This window comes from Paraclostridium sordellii, from assembly GCF_000953675.1.
Taxonomy (GTDB): domain Bacteria; phylum Bacillota; class Clostridia; order Peptostreptococcales; family Peptostreptococcaceae; genus Paraclostridium; species Paraclostridium sordellii.
Genome location: NZ_LN679998.1, coordinates 2394725 through 2416423 on the forward strand (window position 1 = coordinate 2394725; position 21699 = coordinate 2416423).

General features: G+C 26.5%; 23 protein-coding genes. 3 read left to right on the top strand and 20 right to left on the bottom strand.

Going from position 1 to position 21699, the window contains the following annotated elements; translation table 11 throughout:
* Positions 1–16 precede the first annotated feature (16 nt).
* Positions 17–472: a metal-dependent transcriptional regulator gene (locus ATCC9714_RS11480; protein WP_409339669.1), complete on the bottom strand. Its 456-nt coding sequence runs from the start codon at positions 470–472 to the stop codon at positions 17–19.
* A gap of 152 nt (positions 473–624) precedes the next feature.
* Between ATCC9714_RS11480 and ATCC9714_RS11485 the strand changes: the two genes are divergently transcribed.
* Complete coding sequence (locus ATCC9714_RS11485; protein WP_021124557.1) at positions 625–852, top strand: FeoA family protein; 228 nt, start codon at positions 625–627, stop codon at positions 850–852.
* Between the two features lie 22 nt (positions 853–874).
* Entirely contained in the window at positions 875–3001 is a 2127-nt protein-coding gene (gene feoB, locus ATCC9714_RS11490) for a ferrous iron transport protein B (RefSeq protein ID WP_054630629.1), read from the top strand.
* Between the two features lie 40 nt (positions 3002–3041).
* Here feoB and ATCC9714_RS11495 read toward each other — a convergent pair whose 3' ends face one another.
* The 17 genes from ATCC9714_RS11495 to ATCC9714_RS11575 form a co-directional block, all read right to left on the bottom strand.
* Positions 3042–3887 carry a DegV family protein gene (locus ATCC9714_RS11495; RefSeq protein ID WP_057545675.1) on the bottom strand — a complete coding sequence of 282 codons (846 nt, stop codon included), beginning with the start codon at positions 3885–3887 and terminating at the stop codon, positions 3042–3044.
* A 132-nt stretch (positions 3888–4019) separates the two neighbouring features.
* Entirely contained in the window at positions 4020–4895 is an 876-nt protein-coding gene (locus ATCC9714_RS11500; RefSeq protein WP_021128097.1) for an NAD(P)/FAD-dependent oxidoreductase, read from the bottom strand.
* A 107-nt stretch (positions 4896–5002) separates the two neighbouring features.
* Positions 5003–5317 carry a thioredoxin gene (trxA, locus tag ATCC9714_RS11505; RefSeq protein WP_021124565.1) on the bottom strand — a complete coding sequence of 105 codons (315 nt, stop codon included), beginning with the start codon at positions 5315–5317 and terminating at the stop codon, positions 5003–5005.
* 143 nt (positions 5318–5460) lie between these two features.
* A complete protein-coding gene (locus tag ATCC9714_RS11510; RefSeq protein WP_057545674.1) occupies positions 5461–6693 on the bottom strand; it encodes a sensor histidine kinase in 1233 nt (410 codons plus the stop codon).
* Positions 6680–7354: a response regulator transcription factor gene (locus ATCC9714_RS11515; protein ID WP_021128100.1), complete on the bottom strand. Its 675-nt coding sequence runs from the start codon at positions 7352–7354 to the stop codon at positions 6680–6682. Before ATCC9714_RS11515 ends, ATCC9714_RS11510 begins: the two co-directional genes overlap by 14 nt.
* Positions 7355–7461: 107 nt before the next feature.
* Positions 7462–7758 (bottom strand): hypothetical protein, encoded by a 297-nt coding sequence (locus ATCC9714_RS11520; RefSeq protein WP_021124569.1) that lies wholly within the window; start codon positions 7756–7758, stop codon positions 7462–7464.
* Positions 7759–7776: 18 nt separating this feature from the next.
* Entirely contained in the window at positions 7777–8163 is a 387-nt protein-coding gene (locus ATCC9714_RS11525; protein ID WP_021124570.1) for a DUF1284 domain-containing protein, read from the bottom strand.
* On the bottom strand, positions 8157–8699 hold the full coding sequence (locus ATCC9714_RS11530) for a biotin transporter BioY (protein ID WP_057545673.1): 543 nt from the start codon (positions 8697–8699) through the stop codon (positions 8157–8159). Before ATCC9714_RS11530 ends, ATCC9714_RS11525 begins: the two co-directional genes overlap by 7 nt.
* 164 nt (positions 8700–8863) lie before the next feature.
* Positions 8864–9988: a sodium ion-translocating decarboxylase subunit beta gene (locus tag ATCC9714_RS11535; protein ID WP_038293408.1), complete on the bottom strand. Its 1125-nt coding sequence runs from the start codon at positions 9986–9988 to the stop codon at positions 8864–8866.
* A gap of 32 nt (positions 9989–10020) precedes the next feature.
* Positions 10021–10383 (bottom strand): biotin/lipoyl-containing protein, encoded by a 363-nt coding sequence (locus ATCC9714_RS11540; protein WP_021124575.1) that lies wholly within the window; start codon positions 10381–10383, stop codon positions 10021–10023.
* Positions 10384–10418: 35 nt separating this feature from the next.
* A complete protein-coding gene (locus ATCC9714_RS11545) occupies positions 10419–10718 on the bottom strand; it encodes an OadG family protein (protein WP_054630622.1) in 300 nt (99 codons plus the stop codon).
* Between the two features lie 17 nt (positions 10719–10735).
* Positions 10736–12136 (bottom strand): oxaloacetate decarboxylase subunit alpha, encoded by a 1401-nt coding sequence (locus tag ATCC9714_RS11550; RefSeq protein WP_057545672.1) that lies wholly within the window; start codon positions 12134–12136, stop codon positions 10736–10738.
* Positions 12137–12476: 340 nt separating this feature from the next.
* Positions 12477–13010 (bottom strand): signal peptidase I, encoded by a 534-nt coding sequence (lepB, locus tag ATCC9714_RS11555; RefSeq protein ID WP_330374655.1) that lies wholly within the window; start codon positions 13008–13010, stop codon positions 12477–12479.
* 153 nt (positions 13011–13163) lie between these two features.
* The gene (locus ATCC9714_RS11560) at positions 13164–14012 is read right to left on the bottom strand and encodes a YjjW family glycine radical enzyme activase (protein WP_055339946.1); all 849 of its coding nucleotides are present in this window, start codon (positions 14010–14012) and stop codon (positions 13164–13166) included.
* The gene (locus ATCC9714_RS11565) at positions 14012–15490 is read right to left on the bottom strand and encodes a YjjI family glycine radical enzyme (RefSeq protein ID WP_057545670.1); all 1479 of its coding nucleotides are present in this window, start codon (positions 15488–15490) and stop codon (positions 14012–14014) included. Before ATCC9714_RS11565 ends, ATCC9714_RS11560 begins: the two co-directional genes overlap by 1 nt.
* A gap of 168 nt (positions 15491–15658) precedes the next feature.
* A complete protein-coding gene (locus tag ATCC9714_RS11570) occupies positions 15659–17050 on the bottom strand; it encodes a YfcC family protein (protein WP_057545669.1) in 1392 nt (463 codons plus the stop codon).
* Between the two features lie 120 nt (positions 17051–17170).
* Positions 17171–17770 carry a DedA family protein gene (locus ATCC9714_RS11575; RefSeq protein WP_057545668.1) on the bottom strand — a complete coding sequence of 200 codons (600 nt, stop codon included), beginning with the start codon at positions 17768–17770 and terminating at the stop codon, positions 17171–17173.
* A gap of 282 nt (positions 17771–18052) precedes the next feature.
* Here ATCC9714_RS11575 and ATCC9714_RS11580 point away from each other — a divergent pair, with 282 nt between their 5' ends.
* On the top strand, positions 18053–18271 hold the full coding sequence (locus ATCC9714_RS11580) for a hypothetical protein (RefSeq protein WP_021124588.1): 219 nt from the start codon (positions 18053–18055) through the stop codon (positions 18269–18271).
* A 41-nt stretch (positions 18272–18312) separates the two neighbouring features.
* Here ATCC9714_RS11580 and ATCC9714_RS11585 read toward each other — a convergent pair whose 3' ends face one another.
* Entirely contained in the window at positions 18313–19983 is a 1671-nt protein-coding gene (locus ATCC9714_RS11585; RefSeq protein ID WP_057545667.1) for a dynamin family protein, read from the bottom strand.
* Positions 19976–21613: a dynamin family protein gene (locus ATCC9714_RS11590; protein ID WP_057545666.1), complete on the bottom strand. Its 1638-nt coding sequence runs from the start codon at positions 21611–21613 to the stop codon at positions 19976–19978. Before ATCC9714_RS11590 ends, ATCC9714_RS11585 begins: the two co-directional genes overlap by 8 nt.
* Between the last annotated feature and the right edge of the window lie 86 nt (positions 21614–21699).

A 21699-nucleotide genomic window follows, 5' to 3' on the forward strand; every position in this document is an offset into this window, starting at 1 on the left:
CCCCTCCACATATAAATTATCTATATGTATTTAAACCTTCTAATACATCTTTATTATTTTTTAAAAAGTTAATTAATCTGTTTATTTTAACTAATGTTTCTACGCTTATAGTATGTTCTATCTTTTCAGTTTCCTCATGTATCTGATCTCTAACTCCTATTAAATATAAAAACTCTTCTATTATATTATGTCTATTTAATAATTGCTTCCCAATTTCTTCTCCCTTATTGCTTAAAATTATAGATCCATACTTTTCATGTCGTAAAATTCCTTTATGCTGCAATTTTTTTACCATATTACTAACGGAAGATGGTCTTATATTTAAAGATCTTGATAAGTTGCTAATTTTTATATCTTTTTCTTCTTTATATAATCGATAAATCATTTCAATATAATCTTCTTCATTAGGGCTTAATTTATTATTTTTCATATATTCATTAAATGTATAAAATTGATTTATTTCTTTCAACACATCCCCTCCTAATACTCTCTTATATTTACTATATTTAATTACATATCTATATATTCTATTTTTATGTAACAAATACTCAAGTTTTTTCATAGTATCTATTGTAAGAATTTTAGCTTAGACTAAATTCTACTTTAAAATATGGAGGTATTTTTATGGTTAAACTAACTGATGTAGATGTATGCAGCACCGTAAGGGTAGAAGGACTTTTATCAGAAGGCTATTTAAGGGAAAGAATGTTAGCCTTAGGTTTAACTAATGGCGCATTAGTAGATGTTTTGAGAAAAGGTCCTAAAAATAACCTAACTGTATATAACATAAGAGGTGCGATGATTGCACTTAGAAAAGAAGAAAGTGAGAAGATAATAGTTTCATATTTATAGATTTATTTTAGGGGGGATTTTTATGGGATTAACTTATGACTCAACAAAAATAAAGTCATTAAAAGACATGTTTAATATAGATAAAAAAGAAGATCAATATATTATAGCATTAGCTGGTAATCCAAATACAGGGAAAAGTACTGTTTTTAATTATCTAACAGGACTTAAACAACATACAGGAAATTGGCCTGGCAAAACAGTATGTACAGCAAGAGGGGATTTCAAATTCAATAATAAAGAATTTGCACTTATCGATTTACCAGGAACTTATTCATTGTTTGCAGCATCCCAAGAGGAATTAGTAGCTCGTGACTTTGCTTGCTTTGGAAATCCAGATGCAGTTATAGTTGTAGCTGATGCAACTTCTCTAGAGAGGAATTTCAATTTAGCATTTCAGATAATGGAACTTACTGACAATGTAATACTATGTATAAATCTAGTTGATGAGGCTAGAAAAAAAGGAATTTCTATAGATAAAGATTTAATTGAAGCTGAATTAGGAATACCCGTAGTTTTAACCTCTGCAAGAAATGGTTTTGGAATGGATGAACTACTTAAATCACTAGATACTGTTGTATCTAAAAGCTATAACTATAATAATAAGACGTTTAAATATGATAATGAAATAGAAGATCTACTTAGTTTAATAGAACCTGATTTAAGCTCTAATATTCCTTATATAAAATCTAGGTGGTTAGGACTTAGATTAATAGATGGAGATAAAAGTATCTATGAGTCAATAGATAACTATATGGGCTCTGATGCAAAAACTTTTGTAAACAACGTTAAATCTAAACTTCCAAATAATATAGATAAAGTACAGATTAGAGATAATATGAATTCAACAATTTATTCTTATGCATCTGATTTATATGATAAAAGTGTAGTAGTTCAAAGTAAAAATAAATTTCATAGAGATGAAAATATAGATAAAGTTTTGACATCTAAAAAATTTGGATTGCCTTTGATGTTGTTAATTTTATGTACTGTTCTTTGGATTACTATAGAAGGTGCCAATGTTCCATCTAGTATGTTATCAAATTTTTTATTTAGTTTCGAACCAAAACTTTATAGCTTTTTAGAAAGTTTAAATGCTCCTATATGGCTAAATGAAATGCTTAGCTTAGGTGTGTATAGAAGTCTAGCTTGGGTAGTATCTGTTATGTTGCCTCCTATGGCAATCTTCTTCCCTTTATTTACCCTTCTTGAAGATTTTGGATATCTTCCTAGAGTGGCATTTAATCTTGATCATATGTTTAAAAAAGCTTGTTGTCATGGTAAGCAATGTCTAACAATGTGTATGGGATTTGGATGTAATGCTGCTGGAGTTATAGGATGTAGAATAATAGATTCTCCAAGAGAAAGATTAATTGCTATACTTACAAACAACTTCGTACCTTGTAATGGTAGATTTCCAACTTTAATAGCTATATCCACTATATTTTTCACATACTTTATACAAGATTCATTCGCAAGTAGTCTGGTTGTATCGCTTTGTATAGCTTTAACAATAGTATTTGGTATTTTAACTACTCTAGTTGTTTCGTATATACTTTCAAAAACTTTATTAAAAGGAGTTCCATCAACTTTTACGCTTGAGCTCCCACCTTATAGAACTCCTAAAATAGGTAGAGTTATATATACATCAATAATAGATAGAACTATATTTGTCCTATCTCGTGCAGTAGTTGTTGCTATTCCTGCTGGATTAATAACTTGGATATTTGCAAATATATATGTAGGAGATTTAAGTATTTTATCACATGTAGCAAACTTTCTAGATCCAATAGCTAAGTTTATAGGTCTTGATGGATTTATACTTCTTGCATTTATACTTGGTTTTCCAGCAAATGAAATTGTAATTCCGATTTTGCTAATGTCTTATTTGGCAACAGGGTCAATGATTGAATTTGATAATTTATCAGCTTTAGGAGAAGTTCTAAAAAATAATGGTTGGACTTACTTAACAGCTATAAATACCATGTTATTTAGCTTGCTACATTGGCCTTGTGCGACTACTCTTTTAACAATAAAAAAAGAAACAGGTAGTAATAAATGGACTTTAGTAGGCTTTTTAATGCCTACTGCAATAGCATTTTTAGTGTGTTTTATATCAACATGTGTTTTCAAACTTTTCGGATTAGCTTAAATAAAAATAGATAGATAAGTATATACTTATCTATCTATTTTTATTTTTCACAACATGCAATTCCTATTATACCCGGTCCTGTGTGGGCACATATACAAGAACTTACATTAACACTTAATATTTCTTTTATTTTAAATTCTTCTTCTATTTTTTCTTTAAAGGATCTTAATTCTCCGAAATTATCTCCACATGTAATTATAACCCTTTTATTACTTAAGTCATCTCCAAAGTATTCTCTTATAGATAATAAAACCTTATTAACAACCTGTTTTTTTCCTCTAACTTGACCTATTGGTTTTACAAGTCCATCTTCAATAGAAAGTATAGGTTTTATATTTAACATATTCCCTATAGTTGCTTTTGCTAAAGAAATCCTTCCACCTTTTTGCAAATAATCAAGTGTGTCTACTGTAAAAAATACTTTTATATTGGATTTTAGTTTCTCTAATTGGTTTATAATCTTTTCAATAGGTTCATTATTACTTATCATTTCAGCTGCTGATAATAAAAAGCATCCACTTCCAATGGATAAACTTTGAGTATCTACAATATATATATTTCCCTTTAAATCATTTTTTGCCATTATTGCACTTTGTAAGGTCCCAGATGCAGCTGATGAACCTCCTATATATAATATATCTTTTCCATCATCTAAGTATTTCTTGAATACCTCAAAAAATTGAATATATGTACATTGAGAAGTTTTAGGCATATTATCACTATTTCTTAACATATTATAAAATTCTTCTTTACTTAAATCTATTCCATCTATATATTCTTTTCCATCAAATATTACTGTTAATGGAACTTCATGTATATCATATTTTTCGATTAGTTCTTTTGGTATATCAGATAAACTATCACATATTAATTTTATATTACTCATGTAAGTCCTCCAAATTCAACACTTATTTTATAACCTAATTTTATAACCTAGTACTAATAATATATCATAATTATTTTTATATTTCTATATTTTTTAGTATATAAAATAAAAAAAGGATCATAATGACCCTTTTTACTTAGCATTTCTTTGCTCTAATTTCTTTTTATCTAAATAGCTAACTGCATTAAGAGCTGCTATTTGTCCTTGTCCTGCTGCTTTTAAATATTGATATGGCTTACCTGCACAATCTCCACAAGCAAAACATCCAGGTATACTAGTTTCCATATTTATATTAACTTTTATATGAACTCCCTCTGTTTCTATTCCTGGAACTAATGCTTTTGGAGATGAACTATCCTTCATGACAAATACTCCATCAACATCTAACTCATGATTTCTTAATTTTAATTTATTAACTAATTTATCCCCTGAAATCTCTAAAGGAAAATCTTTTATAACTTCTATATTATCATTTAATTTAAGTTCATTTTTATGCATAGGAATAAAATAAGTCTTAGATGCTATTTCACTTAAAAAGTTTGCATCCTCTTCAGCTTCATGATTATAACCTATTACAGCAACTTTTTTATCTCTATATAAAGGAGCATCACAAGTAGCGCAATATCCTACCCCTTTGCCTAAGAATTCTTCTTCCCCTTTTATAGGCTTTCCATATTCAACACCTGTTGCTATTACAACTGCGCTAGCTTCGTACATATCATCTCCAGCCATTAGCGCAAAATAATCGCCCATTGCATATATATTGTTTATTTTTGCTTTTGTTATTTCTATATCCATGTCACTTAAATGAGTTTTAAATTTATCTTTTAAATCTTTTCCACTTATATCATAAAATCCTAAATAATTATCTATTGATGGAGCTTTTACTAATTTCGCACTTAAATCATCTGTTCCAAACAATATCACTTTTTTATTTCTTATAGTAGCATTAATAGCAGCTGATGCTCCTGCTGGCCCACTACCAATTATAGCTATATCATATCTCATAATTTTCACCCTCTTTATCTACTTATAAATTTAAATATATGTAAGTTAGGGTGCTAATATAACTTAGCACCCTAATAAAAGTTAATTAACATTTATACATTTAGTTCTTATAAATGAGCCTCTACTTTTGATTTTAAGCTTTCTTTTGGCATAAAACCAACTAATTTATCAACAACTTTACCATCTTTAAATATCATCATAGTTGGCACTGTTGATATTCCAAATTTTTGAGCTAATTCTAGACTTTCATCTATGTCAACTTTAACAAATTTAGCATCGCTTACCTCTTCTGATACACTTTCAAATACTGGTGCTAGCATTTTGCAAGGTCCACACCAAGTTGCAAAGAAATCAACAACTACAACTCCTTTATCTTCTTCTACTGCCCCTCTAAAGTTTCCTGTATTTACTATTTTAGCCATAATACTTTCCTCCTAATTTATATTAATTTAAACTCTTTATTATATTATATAATTCAAATTACTTTTATTCTGTAACTTTATCACATTCTATAAAAAGTATATAATTTGTATACTTTTATTATACCCATGCAATATATTTCAAATCAATTATTTTTTAGCTTCTTAGGTATATATATATCAAATTTAGTTCCTTCATTTAGCTTTGATTCTACCTTTATATTTCCTTTTAAAGTCTTTACAACCATACTTGCAATACTAAGTCCTATACCAGATCCATCAATATCCTTATCTCTGACATTTTCACTTCTAAAGAATCTATCAAATATTAATCCTATTTCATTTTCACTTATACCTATTCCTGTATCCTCTATACTTATAATGAAGTTGTTATCTTTTTCATTTAAAATAATTTTTATATTGTCACCTTCATTTGTATATTTAAATGCATTATCTATGAATATAACTATAAGCTGTCTTAGTTTATTCTTATCTGTGGTAATTTTATTTGTCTTGTTTTCAAATTTATAATCAAATGTTTTATTTTGAATATCAGCTATTTCTATATAATCACTAGATATACTCTCTATAAATTCTATTATATTAAATTCTTCTATATTTAATTTTGATATACTCTCTTCTTTTGTTAAGTGTAGTAAATCATTTACCATCTTTTTCAATCGTCTATTTTCTCTCATAGCATCTGCTATAGTTTCAACTTCATCACTTATAGAATTTTGAGGATGCTTTAACATACTCTCTAATTTTGAAGCTATTACAGCTATTGGAGTTCTAAGTTCATGCGATGCATCTTGGATGAATTTAACTTGATTATTCCATGTTCTTTCAATAGGGACTAAAGCTTTTTTTGTTAGATATAGTGCTATAAAATATGTAATAATCATTGCAAATATTGCTCCTACAAAAAATATGATTAAGAGCTTATTCAATAATCCCATTTCCGAATCTATGTTTCTTATTATTTGTATTGTATACCCTGAGATGTTAAATTTCAGTTCTCTAAATGTATATCCATTATATTTATAAGTATTAAATCCTAAGTTCTCACTATTATTATATGGAATATTATCTTTAAAGTACCCATTAGGAGTAAAATACTTAACTTGATTATCTTTGTATATATATACAATATTTTTAGGGTCTAATAGTTTTGGAATTTCATATAAATGATTTCTATTAAGTTGTACATTTATATATTCAAGTTCATCTTTTAAGTGATTATCTACATTTTTATATGTCTGGGCTTTGAAATATCCATATATGCATAAAGAAAATATAATTAAAAAACTACTAACAACAACCAAATTTATTTTTATAAGATTTTTTTTAGTACTTTTTATTACATCATTGTTTATCATCAAACATATACCCCACTCTTCTTTTTGTAACAATATATTTATGATATCCATATGTACTTAATTTTTTTCTTATATTGCTTATATATACTTCTACAATATCTATTGTAGAATCACTATCTAGTCCCCATATTCTATCAAATATTTGCTCTTTTAATAAAATTGTTCCTTTATTTAAAAGTAAATATTCTAAAAGATTAAATTGTTTATTTGCAAGTTCAATTTCATTTCCCTCTATAGTAACCTTTTTTTTATTTAAATCAAGTTTTAAATCTTTAAATTCAAGTGTATTTTTATTGTCTAATTTACCTTTTGTTCTTAACATTGCATATATTCTAGCAACTAATTCTTCCATATAAAATGGTTTTGTCAAATAATCATTAGCGCCTATCATAAATGCCTTAACTTTATCATCCACACTTTCTTTAGCAGTTAAGATTAAAACTAAAATATCTTCATTAGTTTTTCTTATACCTTCTAAAATTTGTATTCCGTCCATTCCTGGAAGCATTAAATCTAAAACAACCAAATCATATATATTCTGCTTTATTAAATAATAAGCTTCTTCTCCATTACTTGTACTTTCAACTTGAAAGTGTTTTTCTAGTTCTTTTACTATACTATCTAATAATTTTGTGTTATCTTCAACTACAAGGATTTTCATTTGTACTCCTCCTTTAAATATCTATATATTATTTTATAATAAATTATATATTTTACCAATTATAATATATAATAAAAAGAAGATAATCCAAGATTATCTTCTTTTTATTATTCTATGAATTTTGATAAATTTTCATTTGTTAATTCAATTACTTCCTTGTGTATAAGATTTAGTTCATGGAGTTCTCCATTTTTTATACTATAAACTTTTTCAGCTATTTTATCTATTAAATAAAATAACTCTTCACAATCTTTATCACTTAAATTCTCTATTTTTTCATTTATATTAATAGGTATATTTAAATCATCACTTTCAATTCCATATTTTTCTTTATTATCAATATCTTCTATCATAGCCATGACTATAGTAATAATATCATTTATACTAAATATAGAACTCTTCATTGTAAAAATCTCCTTTGATTATAATAATATTAAGTCCTTACAGTTTGTTTGGTTATACCAATTACAATTTCCGCATATATCCTGTAATATCTCTTCATTTATATTATTATATATCAAATCCATTATTTCGTCATATTTATATTCACCACAGTCTATGTTAAAATAATCCATTACTTTTTTATCCATAGTCATTACTTTTTCATTAGTACTACATAATTTCTCATCAGTGTTATTAGGGCACTTAGAACATAAATTATCTAGTCCATATATAATTTTTATAGTTTGATTTTTATCATTTTTTAAAATCTCGATAGTTCTTCTCATATTTTCAACAAATTCTTTACTATATCCTTTTCCTACAAAAGCTTTCATACATAAAAAATGATGTGGTCTTATCTCTAACATACAAATACCTCTTTTTTAAGTCTCTTTTTAACAGTTATTCCTATAGTTGTTGCTAATGCGATCTTAATAAAATCTACAAATATAAACGGCGCTACACATACCATAAACCCTTCTTTAAATCCTACTCCTGATACTATAGAATACCAAGCTGTGCCTATTTCATAATTTATGGCTAAGGATAAAATCATAACTAATACTATATAAATAGTTTTATTATACTTTTCACTTATATATCCTATTATTAGTGACATTATAGGAAAAGCCATTATAAAGCCTCCAGTGTATCCAAATATAATACCTATACCTCCACTCATTTGTGCAAATACAGGAATACCTATAGCTCCTAATAAAACATAGATTAACATTGATATAAAACCTCTTTTAGACCCTAATATAATTCCACTTATAGCTACTGCAAATACTTGCATTGTTAATGGAACTGTTGAAAAAGGAATAGGAATAGCTATTTGAGCTAGTATAGCAGTTATACTTGCAAATATCGCACAGATTATTAAATCTTTAGTATTTAAATTCATATTATCTCCTTTAGTTAACTTCATTATTTTTTAAGTTTACAATTTAAGTTTAATCAATAAACGGTACATATGTCAACTTATTTTTAATATTGGTTAACATAAAAAGCTATTTTAAATAAAACATCATTTAATTAATGAGTTTATTTAAAATAGCTTTAAATTTTTTATTTAGCAAATAATTGTAATAAAACTCCTGCTGCGACTGCAGAACCTATAACTCCTGCAACATTTGGCCCCATAGCATGCATAAGTAAGAAGTTTGATGGATTTTCTTCTTGTCCAACCTTCTGAACGACTCTTGCTGCCATTGGAACTGCTGAAACTCCTGCTGCACCTATCATTGGGTTTACTTTTCCTTTTGTAACCTTATACATTATTTTACCAAATAGAACCCCTGCTGCTGTCCCAACTGAAAATGCTACAAGTCCCATAGCTGTTATTCCTAATGTTTGAGGTGTTAAGAAAGTTTTAGCATTAGCTGTTGCTCCTACTGTTAATCCAAGTATTATAGTTATTATATATAATAATGGTCCTGTAGCTGTTTCAACTAACTTTGGAACTACACCACTTTCTTTTATTAAGTTTCCAAACATAAGCATTCCTATAAGTGGAGCTGCTGAAGGTAGTAATCCTATAACTAAAATCATTATTACTATTGGGAATACTATTTTTTCTGTTTTAGATACAGGTCTTAGTTGCTCCATTTTTACCATACGTTCTTCTTTTGTAGTTAATGCCCTAATTATAGGCGGTTGTATAACTGGAACTAATGCCATATAAGAATAAGCTGCTAGTGCAATTGTTCCTAATAAATGTGGTGCTAGTTTTCCAGTTAAATATATTGCTGTAGGTCCATCTGCTCCACCTATTATTCCAATAGATGCTGCCTCTGGTCCAGTAAATGATAAAATTATTGCTCCCATAAATGCAAAGAATACTCCAAATTGAGCTGCTGCTCCTAATAAAAGAGTTTTAGGATTTGCAATTATAGGCCCAAAATCCGTACTTGCTCCTATACATAAAAATATTAGTGGAGGATAAATTCCAAGTTTGGTTCCTTGATATAAATAATATAATAAACCTCCATTTTCAGAATCTGTAGCTGCTTTCATCAAGTCAACTCCAGGCATGTTAGCAAGTAACATACCTATAGAAATAGGTATTAAAAGATATGGTTCATATCCTTTAGCTATAGCTAAATATAAAAATACACATGCTATTAAAATCATTATTATTTGTCTGTAATCTACCATTGCAAACCCCGTGTTTGCAAAAAAAGTTTGTAACATTTCTAACACAGTAACGCCCCCTATTTATTCGATTATCCTATTTGTACTAAGCTATCTCCAAGGTTTACATTTTGACCTTTTTCAATATCAACAGAAATAACTGTTCCATCTGTTGGAGCTACTATTTCATTTTCCATTTTCATAGCTTCAAGAATTGTTATTACTTGACCTTTTTTAACTTGATCCCCATTTTTCACCATTATATTTACTATTGTCCCTGGCATTGGTGCTTCTACTGATTCTCCTGAACTATTTTGTGTAGTTGCAACCTCTTTTTTAGGTTGTTGTTCTGCCTTTTTAAATGTAGGCTCTGGATTTTGCCCTTTTTGTACTTCTTCTATTTCAACTTCGTAAACTTTCCCATTTAATTTTATATGATATGTCTTTGCGCTCATCTTTTATCTCCCCTTAATCAAATTTATTTAATAAATTATTTTATTCTAGTTATTCTTTTTACATGAAGATTAGGATCTATTTTTCCTTCTCCTGCCATTATAGATGCTGCAAGTGCAACTACTATTTTGTCTTCTTCATCGTCTTCTTCAAAGTTTGCATTTGTTATTTCTAAGTTTTTATTTATTAATTTCTCTTTAACTTGTGGCTTTGTTTTAAAAATATATTTAAATGAAGCCAGTACAAGAGATATTAATATTAAAGTTAAAAATACTATAGCCATACTAGATATAGTTATATTAATGGCTTCCATTATACTTATCTCATTACCAAACATTAATTATCACCCATTTTCTACATAGTTACTGTTATATAGTGAATTTTATTTTCTTCACTTGATTCGTCTTTCTTTTCTGGATTGTATTTATTTTCTAAAAATTTCGGTGCTACTTGTGGAAATAATGCATATGTTATTACATCTTCATCACACTTAGCTAATACTCCAGCTTCCAACTTTATTTTTTCAAACTCAGGCTCTAGAAGATCTGCGGGTCTTACTGTAACTACTTCCTCATCCCCTATTATTTTCTTTTTAACTTCTTCATCTATAGGTGCTGGAGCTTTTCCATATTGTCCTTTAACATAATCTTTTATTTCTTTTGGTACTAGCTTATATCTTTCTCCTGTTAATACATTAAATAAAGCTTGAGTTCCAACCATCTGACTCATAGGTGTAACTAGTGGTGGATATCCAAGATCAGCTCTAACCCTAGGAACTTCCTTTAAAACATCTTCATATTTTTCAGTTGCATTTTGTTGCTTTAATTGAGATAGCAAATTAGATAACATACCACCTGGAACTTTATAATTTAAAGTTTGCGGCTCCGTTAGTAATACCTTAGGATTCAAAGTACCGTTTTCCATATACTTATCTCTTATTGGCTTAAAATATTCTGCAACCTCTAGTAACGCATCCATATTTAGCCCTGGATTTCTCTCCATTTCACTAAATGTAACTGCTAAAGACTCAGTAGGTGGTTGAGATGTTCCTCCTGAAAAAGGTGATATTGCCGTATCTATTATATCTATCCCAGCTTCAACGGCTTTCATGTATATCATATCTGCTATACCACTTGTACAATGAGTATGAAGCTCTATAGGTAACTTGCTTATTGATTTCATCTTCTTTACTAAATCATAAGCATTGTATGGTGTTAAAACTCCAGCCATATCCTTTATACATATAGAATCTGCTCCCATAGACTCCATTGTCTTTAATAACTCTAAATAATATTCAGTGGTATGCACATCACTTGTTGTGTAAGATATTGCACACTGGCAGTGTCCACCATATTTTTTTATAGCTTTCATAGATGCATCTATATTTCTAACATCATTTAAAGCATCAAATACTCTAATTATATCTATACCATTTTCAATAGAAAGTTTAATAAATTTATCAACTAAATCATCTGCATAGTTTCTATATCCTAAAAGGTTTTGACCTCTTAAAAGCATTTGTAATTTTGTATTTTTTACTCTTTTTCTTATCTCTCTTAATCTCTCCCAAGGATCTTCATTTAGAAAACGTATGCATGCATCAAATGTTGCGCCCCCCCATACTTCCATAGAATGATATCCTACCTTATCCATAGTTTCTAGTATAGGTATTATTTCTTCTGTAGTTAACCTTGTAGCAATTAAAGACTGATGCCCATCTCTTAATGCTGTTTCAGTTATTTTTAACTGATTCACTATATCCTCACACTCCTAAATTTTAAATATATATACCCAATATAATGTTTTCCTTGTTTATATTATATAATGTTTTTTTTAATTTCTAAAGTGTTTTTAATTATTTTTTATATTTTGTTAGTATATTTTTTTATTAGGTATTTTTTTATTAGGTATTTATTATAATTTAATTATTTTAATATAGTGGCAAACTATTTTAATCAATCAATTTTTTTCAAATTTTTCGTCTATTGTTGTCGTTTTATATCTTTTTTTGTGTTCAATATTATTATTTATTAAATTAGCTAAATATAAAAAATAGTGTATTAAATACACTATTTTTTATACTCCATTATATTAATTAACTTACTGTACCTATCTCATCAAGAGGAAATAATCTTAAGTTTACTTTTCCTACTATGTCACTTTCACTTATAACTCCTACTTCTGAATCCCTACTATCCTTACTAACTACTCGATTATCTCCCATAGCAAAGTAATAACCTTTAGGTATAACCATATCAATATATCCATCTGTATATGAATCATTTATATATGGCTCATTACTTAATTGATCATTTATATATACATCTCCATTTTTTATAACTATATGATCTCCCGGTACACCTATAATTCTTTTTATTAAACTTTTATTAACACCATTTATATCTTTCAATTCACTTCTAAATACTACAATATCACCTCTATTAGGATGATTATTTTTGTAAGCAATTTTATTTATTATTAAATAATCCTTAGTATTTAATGTAGGATACATAGATTCTCCACTAACTACAGTAGGTACTATAAAATAGGTTACTATCAATCCCATAATAACAGCTAATGTTGTTACTTTTCCCCATTCAATAGTTTTACTAATTATTTTACTCTTCAATATATTCCCCTCCATATAATTCTTTATATACTTAGGGTTCTATTTTTTAATTTTATGTCCTTTGCTTTTTTTTATGTTTCGTATACTAACTTTTAGCATAAAAAAACCTAAGATAACAATTTATTATCTTAGGTTACATGTAAATTCATTTTATTAAATAATAGGATTAATCATTCTATCTTTTAGTACTTTTTTCGATTTTTCATAATAAGTATGATACTTTTCTCTTGGATAATCATTAAATTTAGAAAGTTCTCCCTTTACACCAAATTTTCTAAAAGGTATTAGCTTAAACTTAGTATAAGAATTTAAATTTTCTATAAAGTTCAATTCTTTATTAAATGTAACTTCATCATCATTTATATTTTCAATTAGTACAGTCCTTATTTCATATAACTTGCCATAGTTAGAACATTTTTTTATATTTTTTAAAATTCTATCTATATTTACTCCCGTTACTTTTTTATGAGTATACTCATCAAAAGCTTTTAAATCTATCATAAATCCATCTACACATGTTAAAAGTTTTTCCATGTCCTCATCTTCAATGTTCCCATTTGTATCTAAAAATACATCTAAATTGGTATTTTCATGAATAATATTTGTAAATGATTTTATAAATTCAGTATATAGACTACATTCACCACCTGAAAAAGTTACTCCATCTATAAAATTTTTATACTTAATAATATAGTTAAAAAGTTCTTTAGGTGTGTAATAAGTTATTTTAGGAGATGAGTAGTTTTCACATATTCCTATGCACTCATCACAATTTATGCAAATATCATTATTATAGGTTATTTTTTTATTAATTTCATCAAATTTAAGAGCTCCTACTTTGCATACATTTATACATTTTTTACAACTTAAACATATATTTTGAGTCTCCGGATTATGACAATATATACATTTCATATTACATCCTTGAAAAAATATACTTATTCTTGAACCTGGTCCATCTATAAAACTCATATTTATAATTTTATTAATAGGAGCTTTCATTATATATTTCTTACCTTTCTTTCTTCAATTCCATTTTTCATAGTTAATGCCCCTAGAACTACAGAATCTTCTCTTAAACGCTCTCCATCATTAAACTTTTTCACATCACTTTTTTTAACTAAATAACCAGTTATTCTTACAAATTCAGAAGAATCGCTATTAATAGATAAAACTCTTATTCCACTATCTATAGCACCTTTTACAACCTTTAACATTCCATCTATATTATTTTTTGCAGTTTCGTCAAATAAGTAAATATCACTACATCCTGTGTTAAAATACTTATGAAGTCTACTTGATAAATTTATATTATCAAATATACTTGGCTCACATCCATATTTAATTCTAACTGCAGGGGTAGTATCAATATCTGATTCTAATCCTCCTTGTGCATGAACCCCATGTTCTCCATTTGTTCCCCCACAATATACAGCTTCTTCACTTTTTACTAGTTTTGCAAAAACCTTACAAATTTCTTCTGCTATATCGTTTGCATGTTCATCATGACCCATTTGTTTGCCTGTAAATATTTCAACACATTCAAATGTTCCATATATCCCTAACATAGAAGTGAACTTATTTAGGTCAATTAATCCTTCTTTTGCTAAAAATGAACTTTCAAAAAACTTAACATCTTCTACTAAATATTTTATTCTTGCATTAGTAAGCTCTCCCAATGCCTTTACCGCTTTTGGTAACTGATTGTTTATAAACTCATCATAGCTTTCACTTTCTTGTGCTAATGCTTTTAAGTTAAGTCTTGTTAGTGTATGTGCTCCTCCACCTATCCTTAAAGAGTTATAACAACTAACTACTCCATAATCTTCCCCTAAATCTGATGTCATTAATTTATGATTTACAAAATATGGTTTTATATTTTCAAGGGCAGATTCTATACCATATTTTATAAGGTCATCTGGTGTTTCTTCACTACATTTTAAAGTAACATTAGGTATTGTTTTTCTAAGCTCTCTTTCAATTTGAATAACTAATCTTCCTACTTTCGTATCCTTTGGACCTATATTCATGTGAACAAATGCATCAGGTAAATTTCTATCTATATTTATAAGTAGCATTTTTATAAGATTATATGCTTCTTTTTCACTTACAGTATTCATAAATGGCTCAAGAACATCATCAACTTGACCTACATAAACTGGATATCCTGTAATAGAAGGCACATATCTATATAATATCATTAAAGCATTTACTGCTTCATATAAATCTTTAGGTGGCTCAATATCTAAATATTCACTACCTTGCTTCATAAATTTAACATAATCAGGTAAAACGTATCTAGGTCTATAAGGTCTAGTACCTTCGTTCATATCACATAATATTTTTTTATCTAAATATAATTTTGTTTCATCACTTATTTTTAAAGGAGGTAAGGAATCCTCCGCTACCCTAGCCATATTTGCTCTTTTTTCATGATATTGCATATCCATAGAATGCAATATTTGTTCTATACTGTTCATCATTAAACCCCCATTATTGTATATTTGTTATAACAATTCTATCACACTAATAAACTTTTGTTAATATAGTAAACAATTATTTAGCAATGATTTAAATATAAAAAAACTGATTCATATAAATTACTAGGAATATTCCTATTTTCTTATATAAATCAGTTTTTATGTTTATTAATATCCTATATATAATCCTATTGTCAAAAATGCTATACAGGCTAAAATTATCATTCCAAACAACGGAGCTATAAATCTAACCCATTTAGACCAAGGTACTCTCGCAAAAGCTAATGCACCCATTAATACTCCAGATGTAGGTGTTATTAAATTTATAAGCCCAGTTCCAAATTGATATGCTGTTACTATTAACTGGCTAGACACTCCTACTAAATCTGAAAGTGGCGATAATACTGGTATTGTAAGTGATGCTAAACCTGAAGATGATGGTATTAAAAATGCCATAAAAGACTCTAATGCAAAAGATAAATTGATAAATATAAACTTAGGTAATTTACTTAATGCATCTGCCGAATAATTTAGCAAGGTATCAATTATATGACCATTTTGAGCTACTATTACTATCCCACGAGCAAGAGCAATGGCAAGCGCTGCTGATACTAAGTCTGAAGCTCCTGACAAAAACGCATCTACAATTTCATTTTGTTTAAGTCCTCCAAAAAGACCTGAAAATACCCCTATCATAGAAAATATCATAGCTATTTCAGGTATATACCAGTTCATTTTTAAAACTCCATAAACCATTATTCCCATACCACATATAAATATAGTTAACACAATTCCCTCTTTTAAAGTGAATGGTTTTATATTTGATTCATCCATTATAAAATGTTTCTTATTAGCTTGATCTAGTTCATAAACTATAGATTCTTTAGGATCCCTCTTTATTTTTCTGGCATACATCATTACAAAGGATATAGATATAGATAATATAACTATAAAAATAATAGTTCTATATCCAATTCCAGATCCAGGAGCTATATTAGATAATGCCTGAGCTATTCCTACTGAAAATGGATTTATAGTAGATGCTAAAACTCCTGATCCAGAACCTAAGAAAACCGTACTAATAGCCGTTAGTGTATCATAACCTAAATTAGTCATTAAAGGTATAAATATCATATAAAAAGGAAGTGTTTCTTCATTCATCCCAAATGTAGATCCACCTAGTCCAAATAATATCATAGATACAGGAATTATAAGAACCTCTAAACCATTTAATTTTTTAACTGTATGATTTATTCCTGATTCTATAGCCCCTGTTTTATTTACAATTCCAAATGCTCCTCCTACTAATAATACAAATCCAACTACTTCAGCTGCATCTATAAAACCATCTATAGGTGCTAGAAATATATCCTTTATTCCTTGTGGATTTGCTGCTACTTTATGATATGTCCCAGGTTTTACAACCATTCTTCCATCAATTTTAACCCTTTGAAATTCTCCACTTGGTATAATCCAAGTAAGTACCGCAATTACCACTATAAGTAAAAATATTATAGTGAATGTATGAGGTATTGTTAGCTTTTTCTTTAGTTTGCCCATTTCAATTCTCCTATATTGTTTTTTCATGTAGAATTATATCATAATTTGTATATTTATTAGTTATATCTATAAATTTTAGTAATTATTTAAATTTTCATTAAAAAAGACACCTATGTGTCTTTATTTTTTTATTTTAAACCTATTTATTAATATATATGTAAAAAAAACTAAAATTCCTATAACAATTACAATTAAAGAATATTGCTTTAATATATATGTTATTAAATGTAGCTTATCTCCTAATAAATACCCTGCATATATTAAAATTGTATTCCATATCCCGATTCCAATAGTTGAATACACAATAAAAGCTATTAAATTCATTTTTATTACTCCAGCAACTATAGATATAAATGTCCTTGCAACTGGTACTAATCTAGATAACATAGTGGATACTTTATCATACTTACTAATCCATCTATATGATGATTTTATAGACTTTTTAGTACTTGGAAACTTTTTTCCTATCATATCTATAAATGGTTTTCCAAATTTAAATCCCAAATAATAATTTATTATAGATCCTATAACCCCGCCTAATATAGATGTAAGTAACACTTGAATTAAATTCATATCATATTCAAATGTAAATATACCTACTAATGGTAATACTAACTCACTCGGTAGTGGAAAATTTGCATATTCAAGAGCTACAACTAAAAAAATACTTATTAACCCATAATTTATCATAAACTGTTCTATCAATAACTTTAAATCCAAACTTACACCTCTTTTATATTAAATTAAAACCACTACTGTGTTTTAAACAGTACTGTACTTTATTATAATATCATATACATTATATATCTATCAACATTGTTATACATTTTGTACTTTATTTTTTATTGTTAATTCTATTTTTATTTTTATTTTGATATTTTTTTGTATTTTATGGATATTTTTCTCATATATTGTATTTAGTAATATTTTGAAATTTCTCATTATTAGTTGTACAATTTAAGTATAAGTCATTAAATTAATGAACTTTTTTGGGGGGTATATATGTCTATAGTTATTTTAATATTATTCGCTTTATTTTTAATTTATTTTTTATCAATAATTTGTTTAAGATATAGCTATATTTCTAACTTGGCTATAAAAAACAAATTAGATTTTAGTTCTTTTCATATAAGAAAAAATATACTTAACTACGATAATAACTTCAATAAAATAACAGGTCAGATAGCACTTTCTTTATTCAAAATGTACAATAGGTGTTAATAAAAATATAAAGCGTTAATTTCATTAACGCTTTATATTTTTTATAAGGTATCTATATATGCTTCTAAGTCACTTTTTAGTTTATCAATTTCATATTCTTTTATATATATTTCTTTTGAATTTGCAAAAATTTCTTCATTTACCTTTATAATCTCATTGCTAGCTTTATTATAATTTTCAACTAAATTGCTTTGAATATCAAATTTTATATTTTCTTTAAAATTAGCGATATCATTTATTATATCTTTACTTAATTTCTCTTGCTTTAACTTATCATATATAATTTTTCCTATACCACCAGTTAATGTTCCCGCTAATAATAAAGGTGGACAATAAGTTAACATAGCAGTTCCTATAGTTATACTTTGTGCCGAAGTTCCAAGTGCTGCAGCATACATTGCCACTGCGCTTCCTGATGTTGCTCCTAATATTGCTCCTGTACCTATTGTAGCTAACATTTCATTAACATTTATTTGATCTTTCGTTAAGTTTACTCTAGGTATATCTATATCACAATTTATATAGCTTATTTGTTGTGAATACATTTCTATATTTTTATCTATAATACTATTAACTTCTTTTATACAATCATCCCATTCTTTAAAAAACAATTCATCTAATTCTATCTTTTTATCATTTATTATTCTATTTATATATTCATCATTAATATAATCATTTACAATATCTATATTTTTATTTATTCTACTAATTTCATCTTCTAAAAATACTTTATTTAGCCATTCATTTATCTCAAACTCTATTTTAGATGATATATAATCATATTTATTTTTCAATAAATTTTTATGGTTTACAAGTTCATTTTCTATCATTTCTAATGATTTTAGATATTCATAATGATATATTTTTTCCTTATGTTTAAGAGCATCTAATGAAGATGCAATACTATTACTTTTAACTTTTCCATGGTTTATAGAAGTATTTTTTATAAAATCAATAAGCTGTTCAAAATTTTTACTTAATTCATCAGGATAATCAACTATTATATCATTGTTTTTTGCTATTGCATTTGTTCCTATAATACTTTGAAACTGCAAATATGACGATACTAGAAAAAACTTTTCTATATATATTCCATACTCATCTTCTACATAATCAATTAGTTCACTGTAATCACAAGATAAAAGATCAGCTTTATTTAGTATGCCAATTATAGGTTTTCCATATGATGTCAATATATCTAATGAATGTTTAATATCTAGCTGACCAATATGTGTTGAGTCAAATACAAATAAGATAATATCTGATTTTTGTACAAAATCCATAGTTTTAGTTTCATTATCTTTAGTTATACTTTTTAGACCAGGGGTATCTACTAATACTATATTTTTTAAAATATCAGAATCTAATCCTATATTTATGCACTCATCTTCTATTTCAGAGTAACATTCTTCACTATACTTAATATTTAATATACTCGAAGTAGCCTCTAGTACGTCTACTTCAGATACTTCATTTTGTATTATTGAATTTACTAATGTAGATTTTCCTGATTTTACTTCTCCTATAATAGCTATTTTTAATGGTTGATCTGGCTGTTTGAAAAGTTTATCTAAACTATCCATTGTTTCAATTAAATTCTTTTTTACTATTTTTTTAAAAGGTATATTAATTTCATTAGATAAACATCGTCTAATTGGAGACTCAATAAATTTATACTTTGTATTTTCTATATAATTTTCTAAACTACTCATTTTTATCCCCCCATATAACTACATTATCATAGATATTGTTTATAAATTGCATATGTTCTTTTACTACTTCAATATCTGTGTATCTATTTCTAAAAGATTTCTCAATATCATATATTTTATTTTTTTCTATTATTTCCAAAACTTTTGATACTTCACTTATAGTTTCATTTTTTAAACTTTCTATAAATCTATTTATATTAAATTTATAATTGTTAGTTAAAGATTTGTTTTGTAATATATTTAAATATAAATCTTTTTTTTCACTAATTTTCTTATAATCATCTATTAAAACCTTTAATTTTATAATTTCTTTAAACCTACATATGCTAACATTAAAATTTATTTCAAAATCAAAATCTTGGTTTATCTTTTTATTAATTATATTTTCTAATTGTCTTATTTCAACATTAATATCATTTTTAATTAAATTTTCAAAAGAAATATAAATTTTTACATATTCTAGTGTATAGATTTTCACTAAGTCTAACTTTTCTTTTATATTGTTTTTATTTTTATTTAATTTATAAATTTCAAAATACAAATCTCTTTTATACTCATTTATATATTCAATTATTTTTTTACTCATTAGTTTCAAACCCTGTTGTTTTGATTTTATCTGTATTTTTTCTGATTTTTTCTTAAAATTAATTTCTATACTATTTTCTAAAGATTTTATATTGCTAATATCTATAAGATTAGTATCATTGTTTAATATTCCATTTATAGCATTTCTTGCTGATATCATTACAATATCCTTAAAGTTTTGTTCATACAATAAATCTACTTTTTCTATAATTTTTTGTTTATCCTTGGTTTTATTTTTTATAGTATCTATTTTATTTACAACACAAATTATATTATCCTTATTCTTTTCTATACTATAATTGTGTTTTAATTCTTCTAATAATTCATAACTAGACTTTGAAATTACATTCTGACTATCTAAAATCCAAATAATGCCATCAGCATGATTATAATAATCCAACATCCTTGAATTTGTATTTTCTAATAAGCTTTGATTCAATCCTGGGGTATCTACAATTACAAAATCATTAAGTATACCCTTCTTATCTATAAAATATCTAACTTCACATATATTAGACTTATAAATATACATATCTTCTAAAATTTTTTTGTAATTTTTTAATTCTTCTATATTAATCTTTTCTTTATTTTTATATTTTTCAAGTTCGTATCTAATTTTATTTTTTGAATTTCTGAATTTTATTTCTTCATTCTTTATAATATCTTTTCCCTCTTCATAGTCATAGACTCTTGAAATTTTATTATCATAAATAATCTCAATCCTTTTATTTTCCCCGTAAACTAATGAATCTAATTTCCATGTATTTGGAATATCCCTAACTTCTAGAAAATGCTCCTTTATTAATGAGTTTATAAGAGATGTTTTTCCATATTTTCCTGGACCCATTATAAATAATAAAAATGGTTTTTTTAGATCTTCAATACTTTTTTTTATAATATCTATTTCATTTTTTACTTTTAAAATAAGTATATTGATTTCACTTTTTTCATCAAATACATTTAACTTTAGCTTATTTAAGTTTTTATTTACTTCTTCTACAGTGTATAATGCTTTTTTATATAAATTATTTCGATCAAAACCCATGATATTACCAATCCTTAATTTTTTAATTTAATACAATATAATTATATTCTTTTATAAAAGTATTATGAGATATAAATAAAAAACGT

Excerpts from the sequence above, each read along its gene's own strand:
- ATCC9714_RS11530 (WP_057545673.1), bottom strand. The coding sequence starts at position 8,699 with ATGAATTTAAATACTAAAGATTTAATAATCTGTGCGATATTTGCAAGT.
- ATCC9714_RS11540 (WP_021124575.1), bottom strand. The coding sequence starts at position 10,383 with ATGAGCGCAAAGACATATCATATAAAATTAAATGGGAAAGTTTACGAA.
- ATCC9714_RS11510 (WP_057545674.1), bottom strand. The coding sequence starts at position 6,693 with ATGATAAACAATGATGTAATAAAAAGTACTAAAAAAAATCTTATAAAA.
- ATCC9714_RS11520 (WP_021124569.1), bottom strand. The coding sequence starts at position 7,758 with ATGAAGAGTTCTATATTTAGTATAAATGATATTATTACTATAGTCATG.
- feoB (WP_054630629.1), top strand. The coding sequence starts at position 875 with ATGGGATTAACTTATGACTCAACAAAAATAAAGTCATTAAAAGACATG.
- ATCC9714_RS11515 (WP_021128100.1), bottom strand. The coding sequence starts at position 7,354 with ATGAAAATCCTTGTAGTTGAAGATAACACAAAATTATTAGATAGTATA.
- ATCC9714_RS11560 (WP_055339946.1), bottom strand. The coding sequence starts at position 14,012 with ATGAAAGCTCCTATTAATAAAATTATAAATATGAGTTTTATAGATGGA.
- ATCC9714_RS11585 (WP_057545667.1), bottom strand. The coding sequence starts at position 19,983 with ATGAGTAGTTTAGAAAATTATATAGAAAATACAAAGTATAAATTTATT.
- ATCC9714_RS11535 (WP_038293408.1), bottom strand. The coding sequence starts at position 9,988 with ATGTTACAAACTTTTTTTGCAAACACGGGGTTTGCAATGGTAGATTAC.
- ATCC9714_RS11565 (WP_057545670.1), bottom strand. The coding sequence starts at position 15,490 with ATGAACAGTATAGAACAAATATTGCATTCTATGGATATGCAATATCAT.
- ATCC9714_RS11495 (WP_057545675.1), bottom strand. The coding sequence starts at position 3,887 with ATGAGTAATATAAAATTAATATGTGATAGTTTATCTGATATACCAAAA.
- ATCC9714_RS11590 (WP_057545666.1), bottom strand. The coding sequence starts at position 21,613 with ATGGGTTTTGATCGAAATAATTTATATAAAAAAGCATTATACACTGTA.
- ATCC9714_RS11485 (WP_021124557.1), top strand. The coding sequence starts at position 625 with ATGGTTAAACTAACTGATGTAGATGTATGCAGCACCGTAAGGGTAGAA.
- ATCC9714_RS11500 (WP_021128097.1), bottom strand. The coding sequence starts at position 4,895 with ATGAGATATGATATAGCTATAATTGGTAGTGGGCCAGCAGGAGCATCA.
- ATCC9714_RS11570 (WP_057545669.1), bottom strand. The coding sequence starts at position 17,050 with ATGGGCAAACTAAAGAAAAAGCTAACAATACCTCATACATTCACTATA.
- ATCC9714_RS11580 (WP_021124588.1), top strand. The coding sequence starts at position 18,053 with ATGTCTATAGTTATTTTAATATTATTCGCTTTATTTTTAATTTATTTT.
- ATCC9714_RS11545 (WP_054630622.1), bottom strand. The coding sequence starts at position 10,718 with ATGTTTGGTAATGAGATAAGTATAATGGAAGCCATTAATATAACTATA.
- trxA (WP_021124565.1), bottom strand. The coding sequence starts at position 5,317 with ATGGCTAAAATAGTAAATACAGGAAACTTTAGAGGGGCAGTAGAAGAA.
- ATCC9714_RS11525 (WP_021124570.1), bottom strand. The coding sequence starts at position 8,163 with ATGTTAGAGATAAGACCACATCATTTTTTATGTATGAAAGCTTTTGTA.